The organism is Kitasatospora sp. NPDC022785 (genome assembly GCF_055561295.1).
In genome coordinates this window covers 280,450-300,498 of sequence record NZ_JBVHHB010000003.1, presented here as the reverse complement: position 1 = coordinate 300,498, position 20,049 = coordinate 280,450, and the positions used below count along the sequence as shown (strand labels likewise).

General features: G+C 74.2%; 21 protein-coding genes. 6 read left to right on the top strand and 15 right to left on the bottom strand.

Annotation, left to right across the window (positions count from 1 at the left end):
* Window positions 1-175: 175 nt before the first annotated feature.
* Entirely contained in the window at window positions 176-796 is a 621-nt protein-coding gene (locus ACZ3YO_RS07010; RefSeq protein WP_465565843.1) for a TetR family transcriptional regulator, read from the bottom strand.
* A 339-nt stretch (window positions 797-1,135) separates the two neighbouring features.
* On the opposite strand from ACZ3YO_RS07010, the gene ACZ3YO_RS07005 reads away from it, so the two are divergent.
* The 3 genes from ACZ3YO_RS07005 (at window position 1,136) to ACZ3YO_RS06995 (ending at window position 3,669) form a co-directional block, all read left to right on the top strand.
* Complete coding sequence (locus ACZ3YO_RS07005) at window positions 1,136-1,900, top strand: SDR family NAD(P)-dependent oxidoreductase (protein WP_465566302.1); 765 nt, start codon at window positions 1,136-1,138, stop codon at window positions 1,898-1,900.
* A gap of 249 nt (window positions 1,901-2,149) precedes the next feature.
* On the top strand, window positions 2,150-3,151 hold the full coding sequence (locus ACZ3YO_RS07000) for an FHA domain-containing protein (RefSeq protein ID WP_465565840.1): 1,002 nt from the start codon (window positions 2,150-2,152) through the stop codon (window positions 3,149-3,151).
* 125 nt (window positions 3,152-3,276) lie between these two features.
* A complete protein-coding gene (locus ACZ3YO_RS06995; RefSeq protein ID WP_396319931.1) occupies window positions 3,277-3,669 on the top strand; it encodes a hypothetical protein in 393 nt (130 codons plus the stop codon).
* A gap of 110 nt (window positions 3,670-3,779) precedes the next feature.
* Here the strand turns inward: ACZ3YO_RS06995 and ACZ3YO_RS06990 are convergent, their stop codons facing one another.
* The gene (locus ACZ3YO_RS06990; protein WP_465565837.1) at window positions 3,780-4,439 is read right to left on the bottom strand and encodes a Pr6Pr family membrane protein; all 660 of its coding nucleotides are present in this window, start codon (window positions 4,437-4,439) and stop codon (window positions 3,780-3,782) included.
* A gap of 223 nt (window positions 4,440-4,662) precedes the next feature.
* Between ACZ3YO_RS06990 and ACZ3YO_RS06985 the strand changes: the two genes are divergently transcribed.
* Window positions 4,663-5,196, top strand: a complete 534-nt coding sequence (locus ACZ3YO_RS06985; protein ID WP_465565834.1) for an SMI1/KNR4 family protein — start codon at window positions 4,663-4,665, stop codon at window positions 5,194-5,196.
* Between the two features lie 51 nt (window positions 5,197-5,247).
* Here the strand turns inward: ACZ3YO_RS06985 and ACZ3YO_RS06980 are convergent, their stop codons facing one another.
* The 5 genes from ACZ3YO_RS06980 to ACZ3YO_RS06960 form a co-directional block, all read right to left on the bottom strand.
* Complete coding sequence (locus ACZ3YO_RS06980; RefSeq protein ID WP_465565831.1) at window positions 5,248-6,177, bottom strand: phosphotriesterase family protein; 930 nt, start codon at window positions 6,175-6,177, stop codon at window positions 5,248-5,250.
* Entirely contained in the window at window positions 6,174-6,572 is a 399-nt protein-coding gene (locus ACZ3YO_RS06975) for a carboxymuconolactone decarboxylase family protein (RefSeq protein ID WP_465565828.1), read from the bottom strand. The genes ACZ3YO_RS06980 and ACZ3YO_RS06975 overlap by 4 nt, the downstream gene beginning before the upstream one ends.
* 17 nt (window positions 6,573-6,589) lie before the next feature.
* A complete protein-coding gene (locus tag ACZ3YO_RS06970; RefSeq protein WP_465565825.1) occupies window positions 6,590-7,183 on the bottom strand; it encodes a DUF4865 family protein in 594 nt (197 codons plus the stop codon).
* A gap of 192 nt (window positions 7,184-7,375) precedes the next feature.
* A complete protein-coding gene (locus tag ACZ3YO_RS06965) occupies window positions 7,376-7,945 on the bottom strand; it encodes a TetR/AcrR family transcriptional regulator (protein ID WP_465565822.1) in 570 nt (189 codons plus the stop codon).
* A gap of 250 nt (window positions 7,946-8,195) precedes the next feature.
* Window positions 8,196-9,215: an LLM class flavin-dependent oxidoreductase gene (locus ACZ3YO_RS06960; protein ID WP_465565819.1), complete on the bottom strand. Its 1,020-nt coding sequence runs from the start codon at window positions 9,213-9,215 to the stop codon at window positions 8,196-8,198.
* A gap of 464 nt (window positions 9,216-9,679) precedes the next feature.
* Between ACZ3YO_RS06960 and ACZ3YO_RS06955 the strand changes: the two genes are divergently transcribed.
* The gene (locus tag ACZ3YO_RS06955) at window positions 9,680-10,669 is read left to right on the top strand and encodes an aldo/keto reductase (protein ID WP_465565816.1); all 990 of its coding nucleotides are present in this window, start codon (window positions 9,680-9,682) and stop codon (window positions 10,667-10,669) included.
* 285 nt (window positions 10,670-10,954) lie between these two features.
* Here ACZ3YO_RS06955 and ACZ3YO_RS06950 read toward each other — a convergent pair whose 3' ends face one another.
* The 6 genes from ACZ3YO_RS06950 to ACZ3YO_RS06925 form a co-directional block, all read right to left on the bottom strand.
* On the bottom strand, window positions 10,955-12,031 hold the full coding sequence (locus tag ACZ3YO_RS06950; RefSeq protein WP_465565814.1) for an LLM class flavin-dependent oxidoreductase: 1,077 nt from the start codon (window positions 12,029-12,031) through the stop codon (window positions 10,955-10,957).
* Window positions 12,032-12,035: 4 nt separating this feature from the next.
* The gene (locus tag ACZ3YO_RS06945; protein WP_465565811.1) at window positions 12,036-12,941 is read right to left on the bottom strand and encodes an ABC transporter substrate-binding protein; all 906 of its coding nucleotides are present in this window, start codon (window positions 12,939-12,941) and stop codon (window positions 12,036-12,038) included.
* A 53-nt stretch (window positions 12,942-12,994) separates the two neighbouring features.
* Entirely contained in the window at window positions 12,995-13,798 is an 804-nt protein-coding gene (locus ACZ3YO_RS06940; protein WP_465565808.1) for an ABC transporter ATP-binding protein, read from the bottom strand.
* Window positions 13,795-14,580 carry an ABC transporter permease gene (locus ACZ3YO_RS06935; protein WP_465566300.1) on the bottom strand — a complete coding sequence of 262 codons (786 nt, stop codon included), beginning with the start codon at window positions 14,578-14,580 and terminating at the stop codon, window positions 13,795-13,797. The genes ACZ3YO_RS06940 and ACZ3YO_RS06935 overlap by 4 nt, the downstream gene beginning before the upstream one ends.
* A 125-nt stretch (window positions 14,581-14,705) precedes the next feature.
* On the bottom strand, window positions 14,706-15,728 hold the full coding sequence (locus ACZ3YO_RS06930) for an NrtA/SsuA/CpmA family ABC transporter substrate-binding protein (protein WP_465565805.1): 1,023 nt from the start codon (window positions 15,726-15,728) through the stop codon (window positions 14,706-14,708).
* Window positions 15,725-16,873 carry an ABC transporter substrate-binding protein gene (locus ACZ3YO_RS06925; protein ID WP_465565802.1) on the bottom strand — a complete coding sequence of 383 codons (1,149 nt, stop codon included), beginning with the start codon at window positions 16,871-16,873 and terminating at the stop codon, window positions 15,725-15,727. The genes ACZ3YO_RS06930 and ACZ3YO_RS06925 overlap by 4 nt, the downstream gene beginning before the upstream one ends.
* Window positions 16,874-17,327: 454 nt before the next feature.
* Between ACZ3YO_RS06925 and ACZ3YO_RS06920 the strand changes: the two genes are divergently transcribed.
* Window positions 17,328-18,110: an IclR family transcriptional regulator gene (locus tag ACZ3YO_RS06920; protein ID WP_465565799.1), complete on the top strand. Its 783-nt coding sequence runs from the start codon at window positions 17,328-17,330 to the stop codon at window positions 18,108-18,110.
* 149 nt (window positions 18,111-18,259) lie between these two features.
* On the opposite strand, the gene ACZ3YO_RS06915 is transcribed toward ACZ3YO_RS06920, so the two are convergent.
* A complete protein-coding gene (locus ACZ3YO_RS06915; RefSeq protein ID WP_465565796.1) occupies window positions 18,260-19,081 on the bottom strand; it encodes a winged helix-turn-helix domain-containing protein in 822 nt (273 codons plus the stop codon).
* A gap of 84 nt (window positions 19,082-19,165) precedes the next feature.
* Window positions 19,166-19,294, bottom strand: coding sequence for a hypothetical protein (locus ACZ3YO_RS06910; RefSeq protein ID WP_465565793.1), 129 nt, complete (start codon window positions 19,292-19,294; stop codon window positions 19,166-19,168).
* Between the last annotated feature and the right edge of the window lie 755 nt (window positions 19,295-20,049).

Sequence of the window (20,049 nt, the reverse complement as noted above, 5' to 3'; positions counted from 1 at the left end):
GGTGGTGCGAGGCCGCGGGTGATACGGGCGGGGCGCGCATCGGGCGCTCCGGGCGTGGCGCGAGGCGTTCGGTGGCGCAGGTGGGCCGTGGCGCAGCTGGGCGGTGGCGCGGGGCCGTGGTGCGGGCACGGGCCGGTGCCGGTGGTGAACTGGCGCCCGGTGAACTGGCGCCCGGTCAGCTGACGAGCGTCCAGAGGCGCAGGCCCGCGGTCAGTTCGCGCATGCAGCGGGCGCCCAGTTCCTGGGGCGATCCCGGGCCGGTGGTCGGGGCCTGTGAGAAGGCCCACTCCTCCAACGCCACCCGAATGGCGGTGGTCGCGGCCGCCGCCGCGAGCCGGATCTCCAGCGCGTCCGTCCCGTGCGGGCAACGGGAGGCGATCACCTCGCGCAGCCGCTCCTCCGAGTCGCCGTGCACCCGCTGCCAGACGTCGGCCAGGCTCGGGTCCCGGAGCAGGTCGCGGGTCCAGTGCATGGCCTCGACGGCCGGGTCGTCGGACGGGGTCAGCGACTCGACCGCCGAGCGCTCCAGCGCCGCACGTACCGACAGCTCGGCCGAGCTCTCCGCGAACAGCAGGACCCAACGCTGCCCGCCCGCCGCCAGCAACGGGGCGACGGCGTCCTCCTTCACCGAGAAGTAGCGGTAGAAGGTGCGCAGCGAGATGCCGGAGGCGAGGGCGATCTCCTCGGCGGTGACCGCCTCGGCGCCGCGCTCGGCGAAGAGTTCGGCGGCGTTGCGGGCGATCTCCAGCCGGGTGGCGTCACGGCGGCGCTGGTTCAGGGTCGGGCGTCCGGTCACGGTGGTCAGCGTACGCGGGCGGGCGGGCGCGGTGGCGCGACGTGCCACTTCGGCGCGGCGTGCCGTGGTGGCGTGGCGTGTCGCGGGGACGCGGCATGCCTGGGCGGCCTGGCGCGCCCGGGTGGCGTGGCGCGTCGTGGTGGCGTGGCGCGCCCGGGTGGCGTGGCGTACCCAGGTGGGTGCGGCGGGTCGTGGTGGCGCAGCGGGTCACGTCGGCGCAGCGCAGCGCGCTCACACGGCGTGTCGCAGTGGCACATCGAGCCTTATTGGCACGTCGTGCCACTTAGGCGTACCGTGCCATGCGAGGGTCGCGAGACCATGAACGAACGGAGTACCACCATGGAGCGCTTCAGCGGACGGAACGTCCTGATCACCGGCGGCGGCTCGGGCATCGGCCAGGCCACCGTGCACCGGATCCTCTGCGAGGGCGGGCGGGTCGTCGCGGTCGACGTCAACGAGGACGGCCTCAAGGCCACCCTGGACCGGGCGGCCGCCGCAGGCACCGCCGACCGGCTGACGATCACGGTGCTGGACATCTCGGACGAGGCCGCCGTCCGGACGGGTGTCGCCGAGGCGGTGGCCGGCCTCGGCGGGCTGGACGTCCTGGTCAACGCCGCCGGGATCCTCCGCTCCTCGCACACCCACGAGACCACGCTGGAGTTCTGGAACAAGCTGATCGCGGTCAACCTGACCGGCACGTTCCTGATGACCCGCGAGGCTCTCCCCGCCCTGCTCGCCGGCGGGAAGGGCGTGGTGGTGAACTTCAGCTCCACCTCCGCGACCTTCGCCCACCCCTACATGGCCGCGTACGCCGCGACCAAGGGCGGTATCCAGTCCTTCACGCACGCGATCGCGTCGGAGTACTCGAAGCAGGGACTGCGCGCGGTCTGCGTCGCCCCCGGCAGCATCGACAGCGGCATGACCAACAACCCCGGCCTGCCGGCGGACGCCGACTTCAGCCTGCTCGCCAAACTCTCCCCCGCCCTCGGCCAGGGCTTCGCCGGGCCGGAGACGGTGGCCGGCGTGATCGCCATGCTGGCCTCGGACGACGGCGCCTTCGTGACCGGCACCGAGATCCGGATCGACGGCGGCACCCACATGTGACCCGCTGCCCCACCGGACGGCTGTGACGGGCTGCGAGCGGGGCCCGGCGGTGCCCCGGCGCCCGGCGCCCGAGCCCGCCGGCCGGCCGTTTCCCGGACGGCGACCCCGGTCGGGGCTGTTCCTGAGCGCGGGGGTGGCCTTTACTGGAAGGGAAGGCACCCGAGCCGACGGGCGGGCGGACCGATCCGCCGCCGTCAGTGGTTCACCGGTTCACCGGTTCGCCGGTCTCACCCGGCAGGAGGTAGTGCCATGAGCCCGCCTTCGCGAGAGCAAGCCTTACCCCGTCTCGTCGTCGACAGCCCCGACCAGCTCCAGGGGCAGGTCTTCGTCCTCGCCGATCAGCCGATGACGGTCGGCCGGGACTCCGAATGTCAGATCCACGTGGGCGATCCCGGCGTCAGCCGGCGCCATGCCGTGGTGTGGCGGTCCGGCGGGCACACGACAGTCGAGGATCTGGCGTCCACCAACGGCACCCGGCTGAACGGCCACCCGGTGCTCGGGCAGCAGGAGCTGCACACCGGGGACGTGCTGGACTTCGGCCCGTTCGAGGTGCACTACGAGGAGCCGCGCGACACCGCCGTGACCGTCCCCGGGGTCGGCGCGGCGGGGCTGACGGCCACCGTCGCGGGCGTCCCGCCGCCGGGCCGGCAGGCACCAGCGCCGCCACCGCCGTCACAGCCACCACGGCCCCAGTGGCCGCAGCCGTCCCAGCAGGCACCGCCGCCGTCCCACCAGCCGCTGTCCCACCAGGCGCCGCCGCCGCCGTCCCACCAGGCGCAGCCGCCGTCCCACCAGGCGCAGCCCGCGGCGGGGCACCGGTTCGACGTGGAGCAGCAGCAGGCCGGGAACCTCAGCAACGTCGCCGGGAACCAGTACAACTACGTGATGCAGGCGCGGCGGGACAGCTTCTTCCGCGAGATCGCCGCCACCCGCACCCGGGCACGGCACCTGGTCATGGCCGGTTTCCTGCTGCTCGTGATCGGCGGCGGAGTCTACGGCTGGGCGCTGGTCAGCTTCATCGTCCACACCAACAACGCCGCCCAGTCCGCCAACCCCGACTTCTCCGTACCCGACCTGCTCGGGCCGAAGGTCGGCGGAGTACCGGTCGGCGCCCTCGGCTTCGCGGCGGCGGCGATCGGCGGCGTCCTGCTGATCGTCGGCATCGTCCTGCACGTCGTGACCACCTCGCGGCGCCGGCGCTTCGAGGAGGAGGAGTCACGCCGGCTGAACGTGCCGCCCCCGCCGCGCTGAGGCCACCGCGTCGCCCCCGTCGATGGCCGCCGGCCCGGGCGGTCGCATCAGGCCGACGCAGCAAGCCAAGGCGTCAAGCCGTCGCATCGAGCCACCGCACCGAGTCCATCACGGGAGGACCGGCCATGGTCTTCAACATCGGCAGCCAGCAGGGCGGCGTGATCAACAACGTCGCCGGCGACCAGACCGTCCACGGCGGTCAGTCCGGCCACTTCACGGCGGACGGGCAGGACGTGCGCGGGCTGGTCGGCGAACTCCGTACGGCCGTCGAGCAGGCGCAGCTGCCGCCGGCGGTGGCGCCCGAGGTCCGGGCCGAACTGGACTCGATCGATGCGGAGGTCGCCCGGCCGGAGCCGGACCGCGAGGCGGTCGCCGGCCGACTGACCCGGGTCACCAAGCTGCTCAGCTCCGCCGGCGCCCTCGTCGCCGCCGGCACCGGCCTGCTCGGACCTCTCTCCGCACTGGCCGGCTGGCTGGGCACCCTGGGCCTGCCGATCCTGCATGCCCTCGGGGGCTGAGGCCGGCCGTCCTCGGACCGTCTGCTCGGACCACCCGGCTTTCGGTCGGTGGCTCGCCGCCGCCGGCCGCGGTCGTCGGACCGCGTCCAGGGCGCGCCTCCGGCTCGTGCTCACGTCGGCCGGGCGTGGGCGCGGCGGCCGGTCGGCGCGGTGCCGGTACGGACGTCCCGGCGGTCGCCGAGGGTGTTGCCCGCCCACAGCAGCACGGCCCCGACCAGGGCGAAGCCCCCGGTCGTCAGGAAGGACGCCCCCGCGACCCGGCAGTAGCCGCCCGGGATGGTGGGGTCGAGGAACACGTACGGGTACCAGTCGACCACCACGCCGCGGAGCAGCGTGTAGGCGAGGTAGAGCAGCGGGGGTACCAGCCAGCCGGCCGCCTCCACCGGGCGGATCCGGCGCTCCGGCGGGTCGACCAGCCAGTCGGCGAGCACTGCGGCCGGCACCACCTGGTGCACGACGTGGTGGACCCACGGGACCATCATGTCGACGGGGTAGGGCGCCTGGAGCAGTCCGTACGCGAGCCCGGTGACGGTCGTGCAGAGCAGTACCGCGCCCCGCACCGTACCGGGCACCGGGCGCCGGCCGGTCAGTGCGGCCCCTCCGCCGAGCAGCAGGACGACCGCGGCGGCCATGGCGCTGAGGTTGCCGAAATAGCTGAAGAAGTTCGGCAGTCCGGTGATGCCGGTCGCGGCGCGGTGGCCCGCGAAGCCGAGTGCGACGACGGTGAGGAGCGCGAAGGCGATCCTGGCCGGGGCGAGCCATCGGTACATCCTCGGATCCGCCTCTCCGCCGGGGGCTACGGTGCCGTGGTTGCTCAGATTCAAACCCCGGCACGGGAATCCGGCCACCGGGCGGCGGCCGACGGGCCGGCACGTCGGCGGGCCGGCACGTCGGTCGGTGGGCAGCGGGGCCTGAGTGGCGGGGCGAGGGGCGACCTACGGCGGGCGGCGGGCGGCGGATCGGGCTGTCGGGGGGAGGCGCTAGCGTGCGGGCATGACCGCGACGACGACCGGCGACGACCGCAGCTTCCCGCCCGCCCTGGCCGAGGTGGCCCGGGTGGAGTTCGAGTACGGCGAGGAGGGCGAGGGCGTCGACTTCGAGCCGTACGACGTCTTCGACTCCGCCGAGGAGACCACCGACTGGATCCGGTCCTGGACCGGCAACCGCGAGCTCGACGGTGCCGCCTACCGGGTGTTCGGGCAGGACGGCACCGGGGGCCTGGCCGCACTCTGGCTGGTGCGGCCCGGCCGCCCGCTCGCCGACCAGCCGGTGGTCTTCCTGGGCTCGGAGGGCGAGCGGGGGGTGGTGGCCGGGAGCCTCTCCGACTTCCTGTGGGTGCTGGCCGACGGCCTCGGCCCGCTGGAGGCCGCCGTCCACGAGGAGTGGGAGTCCCGTCCCTCCCCCGTCCTGGCCGACCTGGCCGAGCGCCACGCCACCACCGCGCGCCGGCCCGCCCGCGAGATCATCGCGGAGGCGCAGACCGAGTTCGCCACGTTCTCGGAGGACCTCGACGCACTCTGCCGCTGAACCGGCCGCGGGGACAGGACCCGGTACGTCGGTGCCGGAGGACCCGCCCGCTCAGGAGGGCCAGGCCACGGCCAGCGCCCGGGCCGGGTTGGCCGTCAGGAGGAGCTCGGGCAGCTCGGGGCCGAACTCACGGGCGAGGCGCGGGGCGAGGGCGGTGAGGAGGTGCGCCGGGCCGGGGGCCAGGCGAGCGGTGCGGGTGGTGGTGTCGCCGCCGAGGAGGAGTTGCGGGGCGTGGCCGGCCTCCACCAGGGCGGCGACGGTGTCGAACAGGTGGTGGTCGGTGGCGTGGTGGGCGCGGGAGGGGCCGTCCAGGGCGAGGTACGCGCCGGACTCGGCGAGGTGCCGGTGCAGCCGTAGGTCGGGGAACCGGTTGAGGTGGCCGAGGATCACCCGCTGCGGGGGCACGCCGTACCGGTCGCAGAGCAGGTCCAGCACGTCGGACGCGGCGGTGCCGAGTTCGTGGTGCACGGCGATCGGGGCCCCGGTGGCGTGGTGGGCCTCGGCTGCGGCCGCCATCACGCGGCGGGTGTGGTCGCCGAGGCCGTGGTAGTCGCCGGCCACCTTGACGAGCCCGGCCCGGACGCCGCCCGGCACGTCGCGCAGGCCGATGGTCAGCTCGGCGGTGAACAGCTCGCCGAGCCCCTCGTACAGCGCGTCCAACACGGCCGGTTCGTAGTGGACGGCCTGGTGCAGGCCGGTGGCCGCGACCAGGTGGACGCCGGTGGCGCGGGAGAGCCCGGCGAGCGCGTCGCCACCGCGGCCCATGCCGTGCGGGGTCCACTGGACGAACGCCCGGCCGCCGGCCGCCGCGAAGGCGCGCAGGACCTCCTCGGCCGCGGCGGCGTCGTCCAGCTCCTCGCCGGGGAGGCGGGGGCTGCGAAGGAAGAGGTGGTCGTGGGCGTCGCACACGCCGAGCTCGACGGGGTCGAGGTCGCCGAGGACGGTGCGGACGGCGGCGCCCGGAGCGACGGCGCCGGTCATGCGGACTCGGAGAAGGTCGCGGCGGCGACCCGCAGGCCGGCCAGCACCTTGGGAACGCCGACGTAGGGCGCGAGGTGGACCAGCACCTCGGTGATCTCCTCCCGGGTGACACCGATCCGCAGGCTGTTGCGGACGTGGTCGGCGAGCTGTGGTTCGACGCCGCCGAGCGCGGTCAGGGCCGCCAGGTTGGCGATCTGACGGTCACGCAGGGCGAGGCCTGGCCGCTGGTAGGTGCCGCCGAAGAGGCTGGTGACGATCCAGTCGGGGAAACCGGGCGCCAGTTCGTCCAGGCCCTGGAGGGTGGTCGCCTGCGTCTGCGGGCCGGCGAGTTCGTTCAGCAGGGCGTAGCCGGCGGCGCGGTCCAAGGGGGTGGGGGTGAGCGCGGTGGAGTCCATCGGAGGGGGTGGTCCTTTCACCAGTGGCGCCCGGCGGGCAGCCGGTCGAGTTCGGGGCTGGACAGGTGGAGCACCTCGTAGCGGGTGCCGGGATCGGCCTCGGGGGCCGCGCCGTCCCAGAGGGCGATGCGCAGCAGCTCCCAGCGGCTGGGGTCGACGGCGACCGCGGCCGTGTGCAGGGCGGGGTGGTCGGGCAGGGCGGGGTGGTCGGGCAGGGCGGCGAGGGCGGCCTCCACGGCCTCGGCCGGGTCGGCGCCCTCCGGGAGGCGTTCGATGTGGCGGGTGGCGGTGACCGGGGCGTCCCTGGCGGGGCCGCGGCGCAGGCCGGTGCCGAGCCAGTGACGGACGGCGGGGCGGCCGAAGTCCTGGCTCAGGCCGCGGAAGCCCGGGCCCCAGAGGAAGCTGTTCATGCCCTCGGGGGTGCGCCAGAGGTAGAACGGGGCGTACTCGTTGACGGGCGACCCGGCCCGGCCGCGCTCGCGGATCAGGTACGCCTTGAGGCCGAGGCCGGGGAAGGCGTCGAGCAGGTGGCCCTTGTCGGCGACCCGCCGACGGATGATCCCCATGTCGTAGTCGGCCGGGAGGGTGATCTCGTACTGCATGGCGTGCACGGGCGGTCTCCCCGAGTCGTGACTCCGGGCCGGACGCGTCGGCCGGCCCGGCGTGCGGCGGGTGCTTCAAGGCGGGTAGCTCAGGCGGGTAGCTCAGGCGAGCGTCTCGCGCGGGCAGCTCAGGCGGGTGCGCCGGGCCGGTGCGCCGGGCCGGTGCTTCACGCAGGTGCTTCGGCCGGGGCGATGGGCCGGTCAGCCGATGCGGTGGGCGGCGAGCAGGCCGAGGACGCCGCGGACGGCCTGTTCGAACGGCGCGGCGGTGCCGGCGGCCCGGGCGAGGACGTATCCGCCCTGGACGACGGCGACCACGGCAGCGGCGGTGTCGGCCGGGTCGGCGGCGGGGGTGAGCTCACCGGCGGACTGTCCCTCGGCGACCACCTCGGCGAGACGGCCGCGCAGCCAGTCGAAGGTCTCCTCGACGGGTGCGCGCAGCTGTGGGTCGGCGATGACGTCCGGGTCCTGGGCCATCCGCCCCATCCGGCAGCCGCGCAGCACCTCGCGTTCGCGGTGCAGGTAGGCGGCGATCCGGTCGTAGGCGGTGCCGGGGCCGGCCAGGTCGGCCTCGGCGATCGCCCGCATCTGCTCGGCGCTTCGGCGCAGGGCGGCGGCGGCGAGGCCGGGCTTGCCGGTGAAGTGGTGGTACATGCTGCCCTGGCCGACGCCGGCGTGCTGCTGGATGGCCTTGGGGCTGGTGCCGACGTAGCCGCGCTCCCAGAGGAGTTCCTGGGTGCTCTCGATGAGGCGGTCCTGGGTTGCTGCCATGCGGATCACTGTACATACCTGTAGGTACAGTGTCCATACCAGTAGGTACAGAAGCCGGGAGCTCGTGAAACGCCGATGGGCCGTGGGCCGCCCCCCAGCGGCCCACGGCCCCGCGTGATCACCGCCCCCCGGGACGCAGCGCGGCATTCACCGCGCCACGGAGGCGCGCGTCACCCGGGGGAACGGTCGGGCGGCGGTTGCCGGAGCCGCATCCCGGCCGACGAGGCCGAAGCGTCAGGCCCACTGGCAGTCACGGCAGTTCACGGCGGATCACCGGGGCGACCTCACTCGCGAACAGTTCCAGTTGCTCGTGCTGCACCTCCTCGGTGAGCGAGTCCACGCCGATGCCGACCACCTCGTTGCCGAAGGCCTCGTGGTAGCGGTGGATCTTCTCGATCACCTGCTGCGGACTGCCGACCAGCGCCGAACCGCGCTCCAGCGCGTCCTCCAGGGACGCGAACGGCGAGTTGTTGTGCTTGCCGGCCGCGGAGTTGAACAGCGCGTCCCAGTAAGGGCGGAAGCCCGCGACGGCATCCTGCGAGCGCCGGGCGATGAACAGGCCGCCGAAGCCGGTGCCGACCCTGGCGTCCTTCGGGTCGCGGCCGTGGTGCTCCCAGCGCTCGCGGTAGTGGTCGACCAGCGCCTTGTACTTCGCCAGCGGGTGAAAGGAGTTGGCGGAGAACAGCGGGTCCCCGTAGCGGGCGGCGAGATCGGTGGACTGCTCGCTGGTGGCGCTGCCGTGCCAGACCGGGATCGGATCCTGGAACGGGCGCGGCGAGGTGGTCACTTCCGTGAGCGGCGGCCGGGTGGACCCCTCCCAGCTGACCTTCTCCTCACGCCAGAGCCGGTGCAGCAGGCCGTAGTTCTCGGCCAGCGCGTCCCACTGGCGCTCCTCCGGCAGGCCGAACAGGTCTAAGTGGCGCGGGTCGTTGCCCTTGCCGATGATCAGTTCGAGGCGTCCTCCGGAGAGTTGGTCGAGCACCGCGTAGTCCTCGGCGACCCGGACCGGGTCCAGGATGCTGAGCACCGTGACGGTGGTGAAGAGCCGGATGGTGGACGTGCGGGCGGCGATGGCGCTGAGCAGCACGGGCGGCGCCGGGGAGAGGAACGGCTCACCGTGCCGCTCGCCCACCCCGTAGCCGTCGAACCCGAGCCGCTCGGCGGTGACGGCCTGGTCGATGACGTTGTGCAGCTTCTCGTACGGGGTGCGCTGCACCCCGGTGACGGGGTCGGGTCCGTTGGAGACGAGGGACGAGACGGTGAACCGCATGGCGGCCTCCTTGTGGGCGTTCGGCGGCCTGGGGCCACCGGGCGTGCCCCGCAAGGCCTGCGAGGGCCTTCGGGGCGTCCGGTGGCCTTGAGAGGCGCTCGGAGATCGGCTCCGCCGGGAGACGGCGGGGCCCGGGGCTTCGGTGGCGGCCCGGCGGAGCGCCCGGCAGGCGGCTGCGCTCGCACGGGGGCAGCACCGGGGGCGGGATCGCGCGGAGGTCGACTCTCGGGCGGAGGCCGGCTCTCGCGCGGTGTCAGCGCGCGGCGGGGCGCGGGCCGCGGAGGTTACCGGGGCTGCCGGGGCTGCCGGGGCTGCCGGGGCGACAACAGCGCAGGGGCGCGGCACGGTCGGACATCCCCGCTCCCCCTTTCGCCTCGCACACACACGATCCCCGCGAGCATAGGCACCGGTCGGGAGCGGGGCAAGAGCTTGATCCCGGCCGCCGGACTGGCAGGATGTCCGCCATGACCTACCTCGCCGCGGATGACCGCTATGCCTCGATGACCTACCGCCGGGCCGGCCGCAGTGGCGTCCAGCTGCCCGCCGTCTCGCTGGGTCTGTGGCACAACTTCGGTGACACCCAGCCCCTCGACGTGCAGCGGGCGGTACTGCGCCGCGCGTTCGACCGGGGCATCACCCACTTCGACCTGGCGAACAACTACGGCCCGCCGTACGGCAGTGCCGAGCGCAACTTCGGCTACCTGTTCGCGCAGGACTTCCGCCCGTACCGGGACGAGCTGTTCATCGCGAGCAAGGCGGGCTGGGACATGTGGCCGGGCCCGTACGGCGACGGCGGCAGCCGCAAGTACCTCCTGGCCAGTCTGGACCAGTCGCTGGGCCGGATGGGCCTGGACTACGTGGACGTCTTCTACTCGCACCGCCACGACCCGGACACTCCGCTGGAGGAGACCATGGGCGCGCTGGACTCGGCGGTGCGCTCGGGCAAGGCCCTGTACGCGGGCATCTCCAACTACCCGGCCGCGCAGCACCGGGAGGCGGTGGCGATCCTCCGCGACCTGGGCACGCCGGTCCTGATGAACCAGTCCGCGTACTCGATCCTCAACCGGTCCGTGGAGGACGGCGTCCTCGACGCGGTCGGCGACACCGGGACCAGCCTGATCGCCTACTCGCCGCTCGCCCAGGGCCTGCTGACCGACCGCTACCTCTCCGGCGAGGTGCCGGCGGGTTCGCGGATGTCGGTCGGGCACTTCCTCAAGGAGGAGGCGCTGACCGGCGCCAAGCTGGAGCAGCTGCGGGCCCTGAACAAGGTGGCCGAACGGCGCGGCCAGACCCTCGCCCAGCTGGCGCTCTCGTGGGTGCTGCGGGACGAGCGTGTGGTGTCGGTGATCATCGGCGCCAGCAGCGTCAAGCAGCTCGACCAGAACATCGACGCGCTGAACGGCGGCCCGCTGACCGCCGAGGAGCTGGCGGAGATCGACGCGCTGAGCCGCTGAACTCCGGGCGGGCCTCGGCGGGTCGCGCGGGGACCCGGCGGGGTAGCGCGGGGTGGACCGACCCTCCTCCGTCCACCCCGCGACCGCACTCCGGCCGGGCAGGCCACGCACGCCGGGGCCGTGACCCGCCGGGGCGCCGGGCGTTGTACCGTCCGCACACGTCCTTCGAGACCCCGGGAGTCCCCGTGCGGACGATCCTCCTGCGCGCCCTGGCCCGCTTCGCCCGTCAGCTGGCGCTGACCTCCCCCGTGCCGTTCCCCGTCCTGCCCGGCACGCTGCCGCGCGCTACCGGCGACTGATCCCCAGCGCGGGCAACACCGTCTCGGCCACCCGGTGGGCCTCCTCCAGCAGCGGGTTGCCGGAGAGGATGAAGGTGTCCACGCCGAGCGACTCGAACTCCTGGAGGCGCTCGACCACCTGCGCGGTGGAGCCGACCACCGCGGTGCCCGGCCCCGGGCGGAACAGGCTCATTCCGGGCCAGAGATTCGGGTGGCTCTCCAACTCCCTTGCACGCGCTGGGACTCTGCCGCCGTACTGGCGGAACTGCCGCTGCCAGCCGACCCCGTCCTCACCCTTGGCACCGCCGAGCTGCCGGGCGTAGGTGGCCTCGCTGGTGACGTCGAGCAGCCGGTCGGCGGCGGCCCAGGCCTCGTCCTCGGTGTCACGGACGATCAGGTGCAGCCGCAGCCCGATCCGCAGGCTGCGCCCGTACGCGGCGGCACGCTCGCGGACGAGGTCCAGCTTCTCCTTCAGCAGGTGCGGCGGCTCGCCCCAGGTGAGGTAGACGTCCACATGCCGGGCGGCCATCTCGATGCCGGCCGCCGAACTGCCGCCGAACCAGAGCGGGATGCCGCCCGGCTGCACCGGGGTCAGCTCGCGCAGGCTCGCACCGGCGTTCTTCAGGTCATAGAACTCGCCCTTGTGGTCGAAGACTTCACCCGCCGTGAGGCGCTTGACGATCGACCAGTACTCGGCGCTGAGCCGGTACCGGTCGTCGTGCTCGATGTCCAGGCCGTACTCGCGCAGCTGCGCGGTCGATCCGTTGACCACGTTGAAGCGCAGCCGGCCGCCGTGCAGGTGGTCGAAGCTGAGCGCCATCTTGGCCAGCAGGGTGGGCGAGATCAGTCCGGGGTGCACGGCCAGCAGCGGCTTGAACGCGGGGGTGGTGGCGGCCGCGAGCGCGTTGCCGAGATCCCAGACGTCGTAGAGGTCGGTCGCCAACAGCGCGCCGGCGTAGCCCAACCGCTCGACGCTGCCCGCGAGTTGCTGGAGGTAGCGGAGGTCGACCGGTCGGCGGCCGGCGGGCTCCCACGGGTAGTGCCCCTCGCGCGGGATGATGTACCAGAGGACTTCGGAGGCCATCGGGTCAGACCGCCCTGGCGAGCGCGGCGGCCACCGGGGCCTCCAGGCCGGGCAGATGGGCGTCGGCCACGGTCACCGCGCGGTCGATGAAGCCGACCCCGTGGAAGATGTCCGCCGCCTCCTGCTGCTCGGCGACGAACCCGGCGGTGGCGGGCTCCAGTTGCCACGGAAGCGCGGCCAGAGCGGCCTCCCAGTCCTCGGCCGTGCCGCCCAGGTCGGCGGCGGCGATCGCGGCCGCCTCGGCCGGGTTGGCCGCCACCCAGGCGTCCGCCCGGCGCAGCGCGGCGCCGATCGCGGCGACCACCTCGGGGCGGTCGGTGGCGAAGCCTCGGCGGGTGAAGAACACCGAGCGGTCGGTGATGACGTCGCCCGTCCGGATCAGCTCGCGGAACCCTCCGCCCCGCCGGGCTGCGGCCAGCTCGGCGCCCTGCGCGATCCAGCCGGCGATCTCGCCGTCGCGCAGCCGCTGCGCCTGGTCCTGGCCGGCCGCCGGGCGGACGGGGGTGATGTCGGCAGCGTAGGAGAGGCCCTCGGCGTGCAGGGCCTTGGCGAGCAGGTGGGTCTGCCAGGAGCCGACGCCGAGCACGACGGTCCCGCCCTTGAGGTCGGCGACGGACCGCACCGGGCCGTCGTCACGCACCAGCAGCGCGCCGTGGCCCGGACGGGGCGCGGAGACCACCGCGTACACCAGGTCGTGGCCGGCGGCCTGGGCGGTGACCGGCGGGGTGGATCCGGTGCCGCCGAAGTCGATCGTTCCGTCGGCGAGCAACTCGCCGGTTCGGGTGCCGTCGGTGTAGTGGTGGAACGCGCCGGTCTCGCCGAGCGGGGCCAGCTCCTCGTCGAGGTGGTCCAGCCGGGAGAGGTAGTAGAGCGTGGGGTTGGCGGCATGGACGCCGAGAGTGATGGCCATGGTGAACTCCGTTGCGGGTGGTGGGGGCTGGGGCCGGCTCCGGTGGAGCGGGGTCAGTGGACGCCGAGGTCGGCGAGCAGGCGGCGGCGCAGCTCGGCGAAGGCCGGGCCGGCGGGGTCGCGGGGCCGCCCGACGGTGACGCGTTCGTCGCGGACGAGGCGGCCGTCGCGCAGGACGGCGACGCGGTCGGCGAGCCGGACGGCCTCCTCGACGTCGTGGGTGACCAGCAGCACGGCCGGACGGTGACGGCGGACGAGCTCGCCGACCAAGTCCTGCATGCGCAGTCGGGTGAGCGCGTCCAGGGCGGCGAACGGCTCGTCCAGCAGCAGCAGTCGGGGCTCGCGGACGAGCGCCCGGGCGAGCGCGACGCGCTGCGCCTCGCCGCCGGAGAGGGTGGCGGGCCAGGCGCCGGCGTGCTCCTCCAGGCCGACCTCGGCGAGCGCCCGCAGCCCGGTCGCGCGGGTTGCGGCGGCGCGTGGCAGGCCGACGGTGACGTTGGCCAGGACCCGCCTCGAGGGGACCAGCCGGGGCTCCTGGAAGACCACAGTGCGCGCCGGCGGGACGAGAACGGTGCCGGCATCGGCCTTGTCCAGGGCGCCGAGGATGCGCAGCAGGGTGGTCTTGCCGGTGCCGCTGGCGCCGAGCAGGGCGACGAACTCGCCGCGGGCGATGGAGAGATCGACACCGTCGAGGACGGCCCGGGTGCCGAAGACCCGGCGCAGACCGCGCAGGTGGACGGCGGGGACCGCTGCGGCGCCGGCCGTCGGCGACTCGGCGGCGGGCCCTGCGGGGGTCGCGGGTTCGGCGGTGGCGGGCGCGGTGGTGGCGGGCGCGGTGGTGGCGGTCGGAGTGGTCATCGGCCCGCTCCTTGGGTGGCCTTGCGCCAGGGCATCAGGAAGCGCTCCAGGACGCGGACGACGCCGTCGGCGGTGAGGCCGAGCAGCCCGTAGATCAGGATGCAGACGGCGAGGACGTCGGTGCGCGAGTAGTTCTGCGCCTGGGCCATCAAGTAGCCGATTCCCTCGGTGGAGTTGATCTCCTCGGCGGCGATCAGGGCGATCACGCTGAGCGTCATGGAGAGCCGCAGACCGGAGAGGAGCGAGGGCAGGGCGCCGGGCAGGACCACGGTGCGCACGATAGCCCAGCGGCCGAGGCCGAAGCTGCGCATGGCCTCGATCAGCTTGCGGTCGGTGTTGCGGACGCCGCCGGAGGTGGAGACGTACATCGGGAAGCTGGTGGCGACGCCGATCAGGGCGATCTTCGCCGTCTCGGTGATGCCGAACCAGACCATGAACAGCGGCACCAGAGCCAGGAATGGCACCGTGCGCAGGACTTGGACCGCCGAGTCGAGCAGCTCCTCGCCGAGCCGGAAGAACCCGGTGACCACGCCGAGGACCAGCCCGGCCGTGGCGCCGAAGAGCAGGCCCAGGCCGGCCCGGGTGAGCGAGACGGTCAGCGCGTCGGTGAGCTGGCCGTTGCCCCAGAGCTCGCCGACCGCGTGGGCGACCTGGCGGGGCGAGGCGAGCACGTCCTGGGTGAGGGCGCCCGTGCCGGAGGCCAGTGCCCAGCCACCGAGCAGGGCGAGCGGGCCGATGGTGCGCAGGGTGACGGCGAGGGCGCGCGGGCGGGGCGCGGGCAGCCTGGTCCGCGGGGCGACGAGACCGGCGTCGAGGGCGGCCGCGGTGCCGTCGTCGGCGGCGGTCGCGGTGACGGGGCCGGTGGCCACGGTGGCCGCACCCGGGGCCGCCGTGGCCGTGGCGGTGCTCACTTGGCGCCGCCCGCGAACGTGCTGATGTCGATCAGGTACGGCCTGACGTCGACCAGCTGCTTGGTGACCTTCTGGTCGGCGAAGAACCGGGCGACGGTGCCGAAGCGGACGGTGTCGGCCTCGGAGATCACGTCCGCGGTGGCGCCCTGCCTGCCGACGTCGATCGCGAGGTCCTTCTCGGCCGCGGTGACGGCCGTCGGTCCGGCATCCGTGAACACGTTGAGGTAGGCGGCCGGGTCGGCCTTCTCCTTGAGGCTGTTCTCGTGCAGGTAGGTGTAGAAGGCCTTGACCACCCCCGGGTGCTTCTCCGCGAAGCCGTTGCGCACCGCCCAGACGGCGTAGTTGTCGGAGCCGACCTCCTTGCCGTTGGCCAGGAAGTGCGCACCCGCGTTGGCGATCGACGGGGTGGAGAAGGTGTTCCACGTCGCCCAGGCGTCCACCTGTCCCGAGTTGAAGACCCCCGAGGTCTGGTCGGCGCGCAGGTAGACGCGCTCCACCGCGTCGGCCGGGACGTTGTCCTTCTCCAGTGCCTTCAGCAGCAGGTACTCGCTGGTGCCGCCCTGCGAGACGGCGACCTTCCTGCCGGCCAGATCCCGGACGGACTTGATGGGCGAGTCGTTCTTCACCAGGATGCCCTCGCCCACCCCGTCGGGTGCGGTCTGGGCGAACAGCTTGAAGCCGGGCTTCTGGGCGAGCGCGGCGACGGCCGAGGTGATCGAGCCCTGGGCAACGTCGAGCTGGTCGGCGGAGAGCGCCTGGGCGGCGGGGGCGAACGGGCCGGCGCTGCCGGTCCAGGCGACCTTGGCGTGGACGGCGGCCAGGGCTCTGTCCAGCGAGCCGTCCTTCTTGCCCACTGCGAGGAAGCCGTTGTTGCCCGGATCGGGCACGCGCAGCACGACGTCGGCCCTGCCCCCGCCGTCGGCGGAGGCCCTGGCCCTGTCGGCGGACGAGCCGCAGGCGGCCAGGGCGGTGGTGGCGAGCAGCACGGTGCCGGCGAGGGCGAGGCGGGAGGTCTTCACTGGCTGGCTCCAGGTGGGGTCGGCAGGGGGCGGGGCTCGGAAAACGGGCGGCCGGGGGCTTCGGGCAGACGGCCAGTGGCTTGGGGCAGAGGGCCGGACGCTCCGGGCAGACGGCCGGCGGCGCGCCGGCGTTCGACCAGCTCGCGGGCGGCGCGCAGCGGCTCGGGGTCGGTCCAGGCGCGGACGTCGACGGGGGCGGCGAGGAAGCCGTGGCGGCGCAGGAACCGCTCCTGCTGGGCCAGCAGGCCGAGGCGCTCCTCGGAGAGGTCGAGGTGCAGGGTGCGGTGACCGCCCGCCGCGTACGCCCCGGCGACGCCCTCGGCACCTGCGCCCGTCTCGGCCTGCAGGATGCGGACCACCTCGGCGGGGTGGCCGGCGGCCCAGTCCGCGGCGTCCAGCAGGACGGCGAGGAAGCGGGCGACCAGCTCCGGGTGGTCCTCCAGCAGCCGCTGGTGGACGGTGACCGGGCGCGGCGTGCCGTTGTTGACCCGGGCGCGGCGGTCCGGCGCGGCGTCCAGCTCGACGGCGACCTCGGCGCCGATCCGGCGGGCCGCCTCGACGGCCAGCGCCCCCTTGACGTAGACGGCGTCCACGGTGCCGTCGCGCAGCGCGGCCAGCTCGGCCGCCCACTGCCCGCCACCGGGCAGGGCCGGGACGTCCACCAACTCCGCGTCGTCCGGGGTGAGTCCGGCCAGCGACAGTGCACCGTGCAGGCCGGCCAGTGCCATGGCCCGCCAGAAATCGATGCCGATCCCATGACGTGGAACGGCGAGCCGCAGACCGCGCAGCTGCCCGGGCGCGGTGATCCCGCTGCCGGAGCGGACCAGGACGACTTGGCGCTCCTCGATCCAGGTGAGGCCGATCAGCCGCGTCCGCTCACCCCGCGAACGGGCCCAGAGGGCGGGCACGTTGCCGCCCTCACGGAACAGTCCGGTCAGCGCGTGGGTGTAGTGGTGGTCGGCGGCGACCTCGGGCGGGGCGTCCTGGAGCGAGCGGACGGCGATGCCGTCGGCGGCGAACTCCCGGTCGAGCCACCCCTGGCCGGCGGCGATGCCGGTGGCGGTGGGGACGGGGCAGCGGGTGAACCAGAGGGTGTCCGGGGCTTCGGCTGACGCCTGGACGGCGGTGCGGGCGTGACTGGGCACGGTGGGCGGGTTCCTCTGCGGATGGGGGTGCACGGGCGCGGCGGGGCGCGGCTCGGACGCGGGACGCCGGGTGGGCGGTGTGGCTTCGCGGCGGCGCTGGAGGGGTCAGCGACAACAGACGCAGGGGGCGGGGCACCGGTGTGTCGTCACGGCGCTCCTCCTTCCTGCGGATCGGGCCGTCGATGCGGCCGACCGACGGGGATCGTCGGGGGCCGTCGGCGAGCCGGACGCGCACGGGCCCGGCGGGCGCTCCGGGCGGGGCCGTCCGGAGCGATGCGCCGAGCGTTCCACGGCGCGGGAGCACGAAGCAAGCTTTTGCCACATGATGGGATCGCTTGTTCATGAACGCCATTCCATTGCAACGCCATCGACATAATCCCGAAGCATCGGCTGCCCTACTCTGGGGACCGACTTCGGTGAACCGGCCGGAGCGCCGGACAGAACGCGAGGTGCCATGGCCGAGGCCGCCACCGCCGTCCAGAGCCCGCCGGCCGGCGCACAGGCCGTCCAGCGGGCCCTGGGGCTGCTGCACTGCTTCCACGACAACGGCCCCGACCTGAGCGCCTCGGACCTGGCCCGCCGGATGGGACTGTCGGTCTCCACCGCGCACCGGCTGGCCCGCACCCTGGTGAGCGCCGCGTTCCTGGAGCAGGACGAGCAGACCGCCCGGTACCGGCTCGGCCCGGCCGTCGCCGAACTCGGCCAACTCAGTTTTCACCAGCGCGGGCTGCACCTCGCCGCTCCCGAGCTCGACCTGCTCTCCAGGCGCACCGGCGCCACCGCGGACCTGGCGATCCGCAGCGGTCCGCACGCGGTGATCCTGGTCGGCGCCTCGGTCCGCCCGGACACCGGGCTCGGCCTGCGCCGGCCGCTGCACTCGACGGCGCTGGGCAAGGTCCTGCTGGCCTGGCCGCGCCCCGGCGACCCGGGGGCGGCGGCGATCGGCCCGCTGCAACCGTTCACCGACCGGACGATCACCGAACCGGAGCTGCTGGCCGAGGAGTTGGTCAAGGTCCGCGCCGCGGGCTTCGCGCTCAACGACGGCGAGTCGGCCACCGGGGTCCGGACCGTGGCGGTGCCGGTACTGGACAGCGGTGGGCAGGCCCGGTTCGCGCTGGCCCTCCGCTCGACCCCGGCGCACCTCACCGACGACCGGCTGGACTGGTTCCTCGGGCACGCGCGGACCTGCGCGGGCGCACTGGCCGTCCTGCTGCTGCCACCGGACCAGCGCGCCTGAACGACAGGGCCGGCCGGCACTCCCGGCCGGGCCGGCAATCCGGACCGGGCCGGGCCCGGAACGACGGTGCGGGCCGGGCGTTCAGGGGGAACGCCCGGCCCGCACCGGCAGGGTTCAGCGGCGGCTCGCGCGCGTGTCCGCGCCCGGGTTCACGCCACCGGGGTGTACTTGTAGCCGACCCGACGGACCGTCACGATGCTGTCGCGGTAGGCCGATCCGAGCTTGCGGCGCAGGCGTGCCACGTGCACGTCCACCGTGCGGCCGTCGCCGACGTGGCCGTAGCCCCAGACGGCGGAGACCAGGTGGTCGCGGGTGTGCACGCGCTGCGGGTGCTCGGTCAGGTGGGCCAGCAGCTCGAACTCCAGGTAGGTGAGGTCGAGCAACCGCCCGTCGACGTAAGCGTTGCGGCGCTCCACGTCGACGGTGATGCCGCGGCCGGCGGGGCGGACCGGGCGGACGACAGCAGAGCCGTGGGACGGGACCGCCGACGGCACCCGGGCGCCACCGGAAACGGCGGAGACCGTCGAAGTCGCGCCGACGGAGGACGAGTCGGCCGGAGCCGCCCCGGTCTCGGCGGGCACCAGGACCAGGTACCCGACCATCGGGTGGCCGTTCGCACCGCCGAGCTGCGCACCGAACTGGGCGCCGTACTGGGCCAGCAGGGCCTGCGGCAGCGCACCCTGAGGGAGAGCGGCGACCACGGTGGCCCCCTCCGGCAGTGCGGCGAGCAGGGCCTGCGGAGCCTGCGGGGCCGGGGCTCCCGGCGCGACCGCGGCCACTGCCGCTGCCGCGGTGTGCGACGGGGTAGCCACCGGGTGCTGCTGGACGGACGGGTGCTGCGGGCTGATGGCGTGCGGACCGGCCTGGTGCTGGCCGTGCCATCGGTCGGCGGTGGAGGGGACGGAGCGGACCGCGCGCAGGTGCGGGGTCGCGGCGGGCAGGGGAAGGGTGGCCGTGGAGGAAGAAGACATGGTGCCGCTCATTTCGCGCGTGTGACGGACGGGGTGGAGTCGTCTGCGCGTCGACCGGGCGTACTGCCGGGGGCTGATCAGAAGTCAGCGGGCGGAGTGCCGGGACGCGCTGGGCGAACCCGGACACGTCTGGTCGAACAGGTGCGGCTGCCGGGACGGCCAGAACGGCTCGAGGTCGAAGTGACCTCGGCTGCTGTCCACGACGTTGCTCATGCGCCCATTCAACCATGTGAACGGACCGTTGCTCCGCACGCGGTGCATCGCCCCCGGCACGCGGACGGGACCGGCAACGGCTCTGATGCCGGCGACGGCGACGGGGGTGGAGGTGGGGAAGACGAGGTTCACTGATGCTCTCCGCGAGGCGGGCCTTGGCCACGGCCGTACGCCGGACGGGGCGATGTCCGATACGGCCGGGTCGACGAGTTGACGGATCGTCAGGAAGTGGACGGGGCGGTGACCCGGCGACCGCCACCGGAGGGGGCGGGGCGCGCGGGGCCGGCCGGGAGATCCGTCGGAACAGCGGGGACGGGCTGGTCCGTCACCGACAACAGGCGCTGCAGATCAACGCGTGGTCGATGTACCGGCGGATCGTCAGCGCCGGGGTGACCGGAGTGCGGGCGGGTGCGGCTGCTGCGCGTCGCTGGTCGACGGTCACGGTGCTACCCCTCCCCCTGGTTCCCGAACGTCCTGGCCGAACGCCATGGCCGGACATCCCTTGCCGGACGCCCCTGCCGGACGCCCTTCTCGGACATCCCTTGCGGCATGCGGTACATCGTTGCCGTGGTGCGCCCCGGTGCCTGACCGCGACGTCCTGCGCGGTGCCCCTTCGGGCGCCCCGGGACATCCCGAAAGCAGGTCCGGGCGGCCTTCGAGGACAGAGCCTTCCACGCCGCGCCGGTCAAGGCAACCTCCCGGCCGCAGAACGTCCGGGATGCGGACGCCCGAATGAGACGGCGGACTCCCGAGCC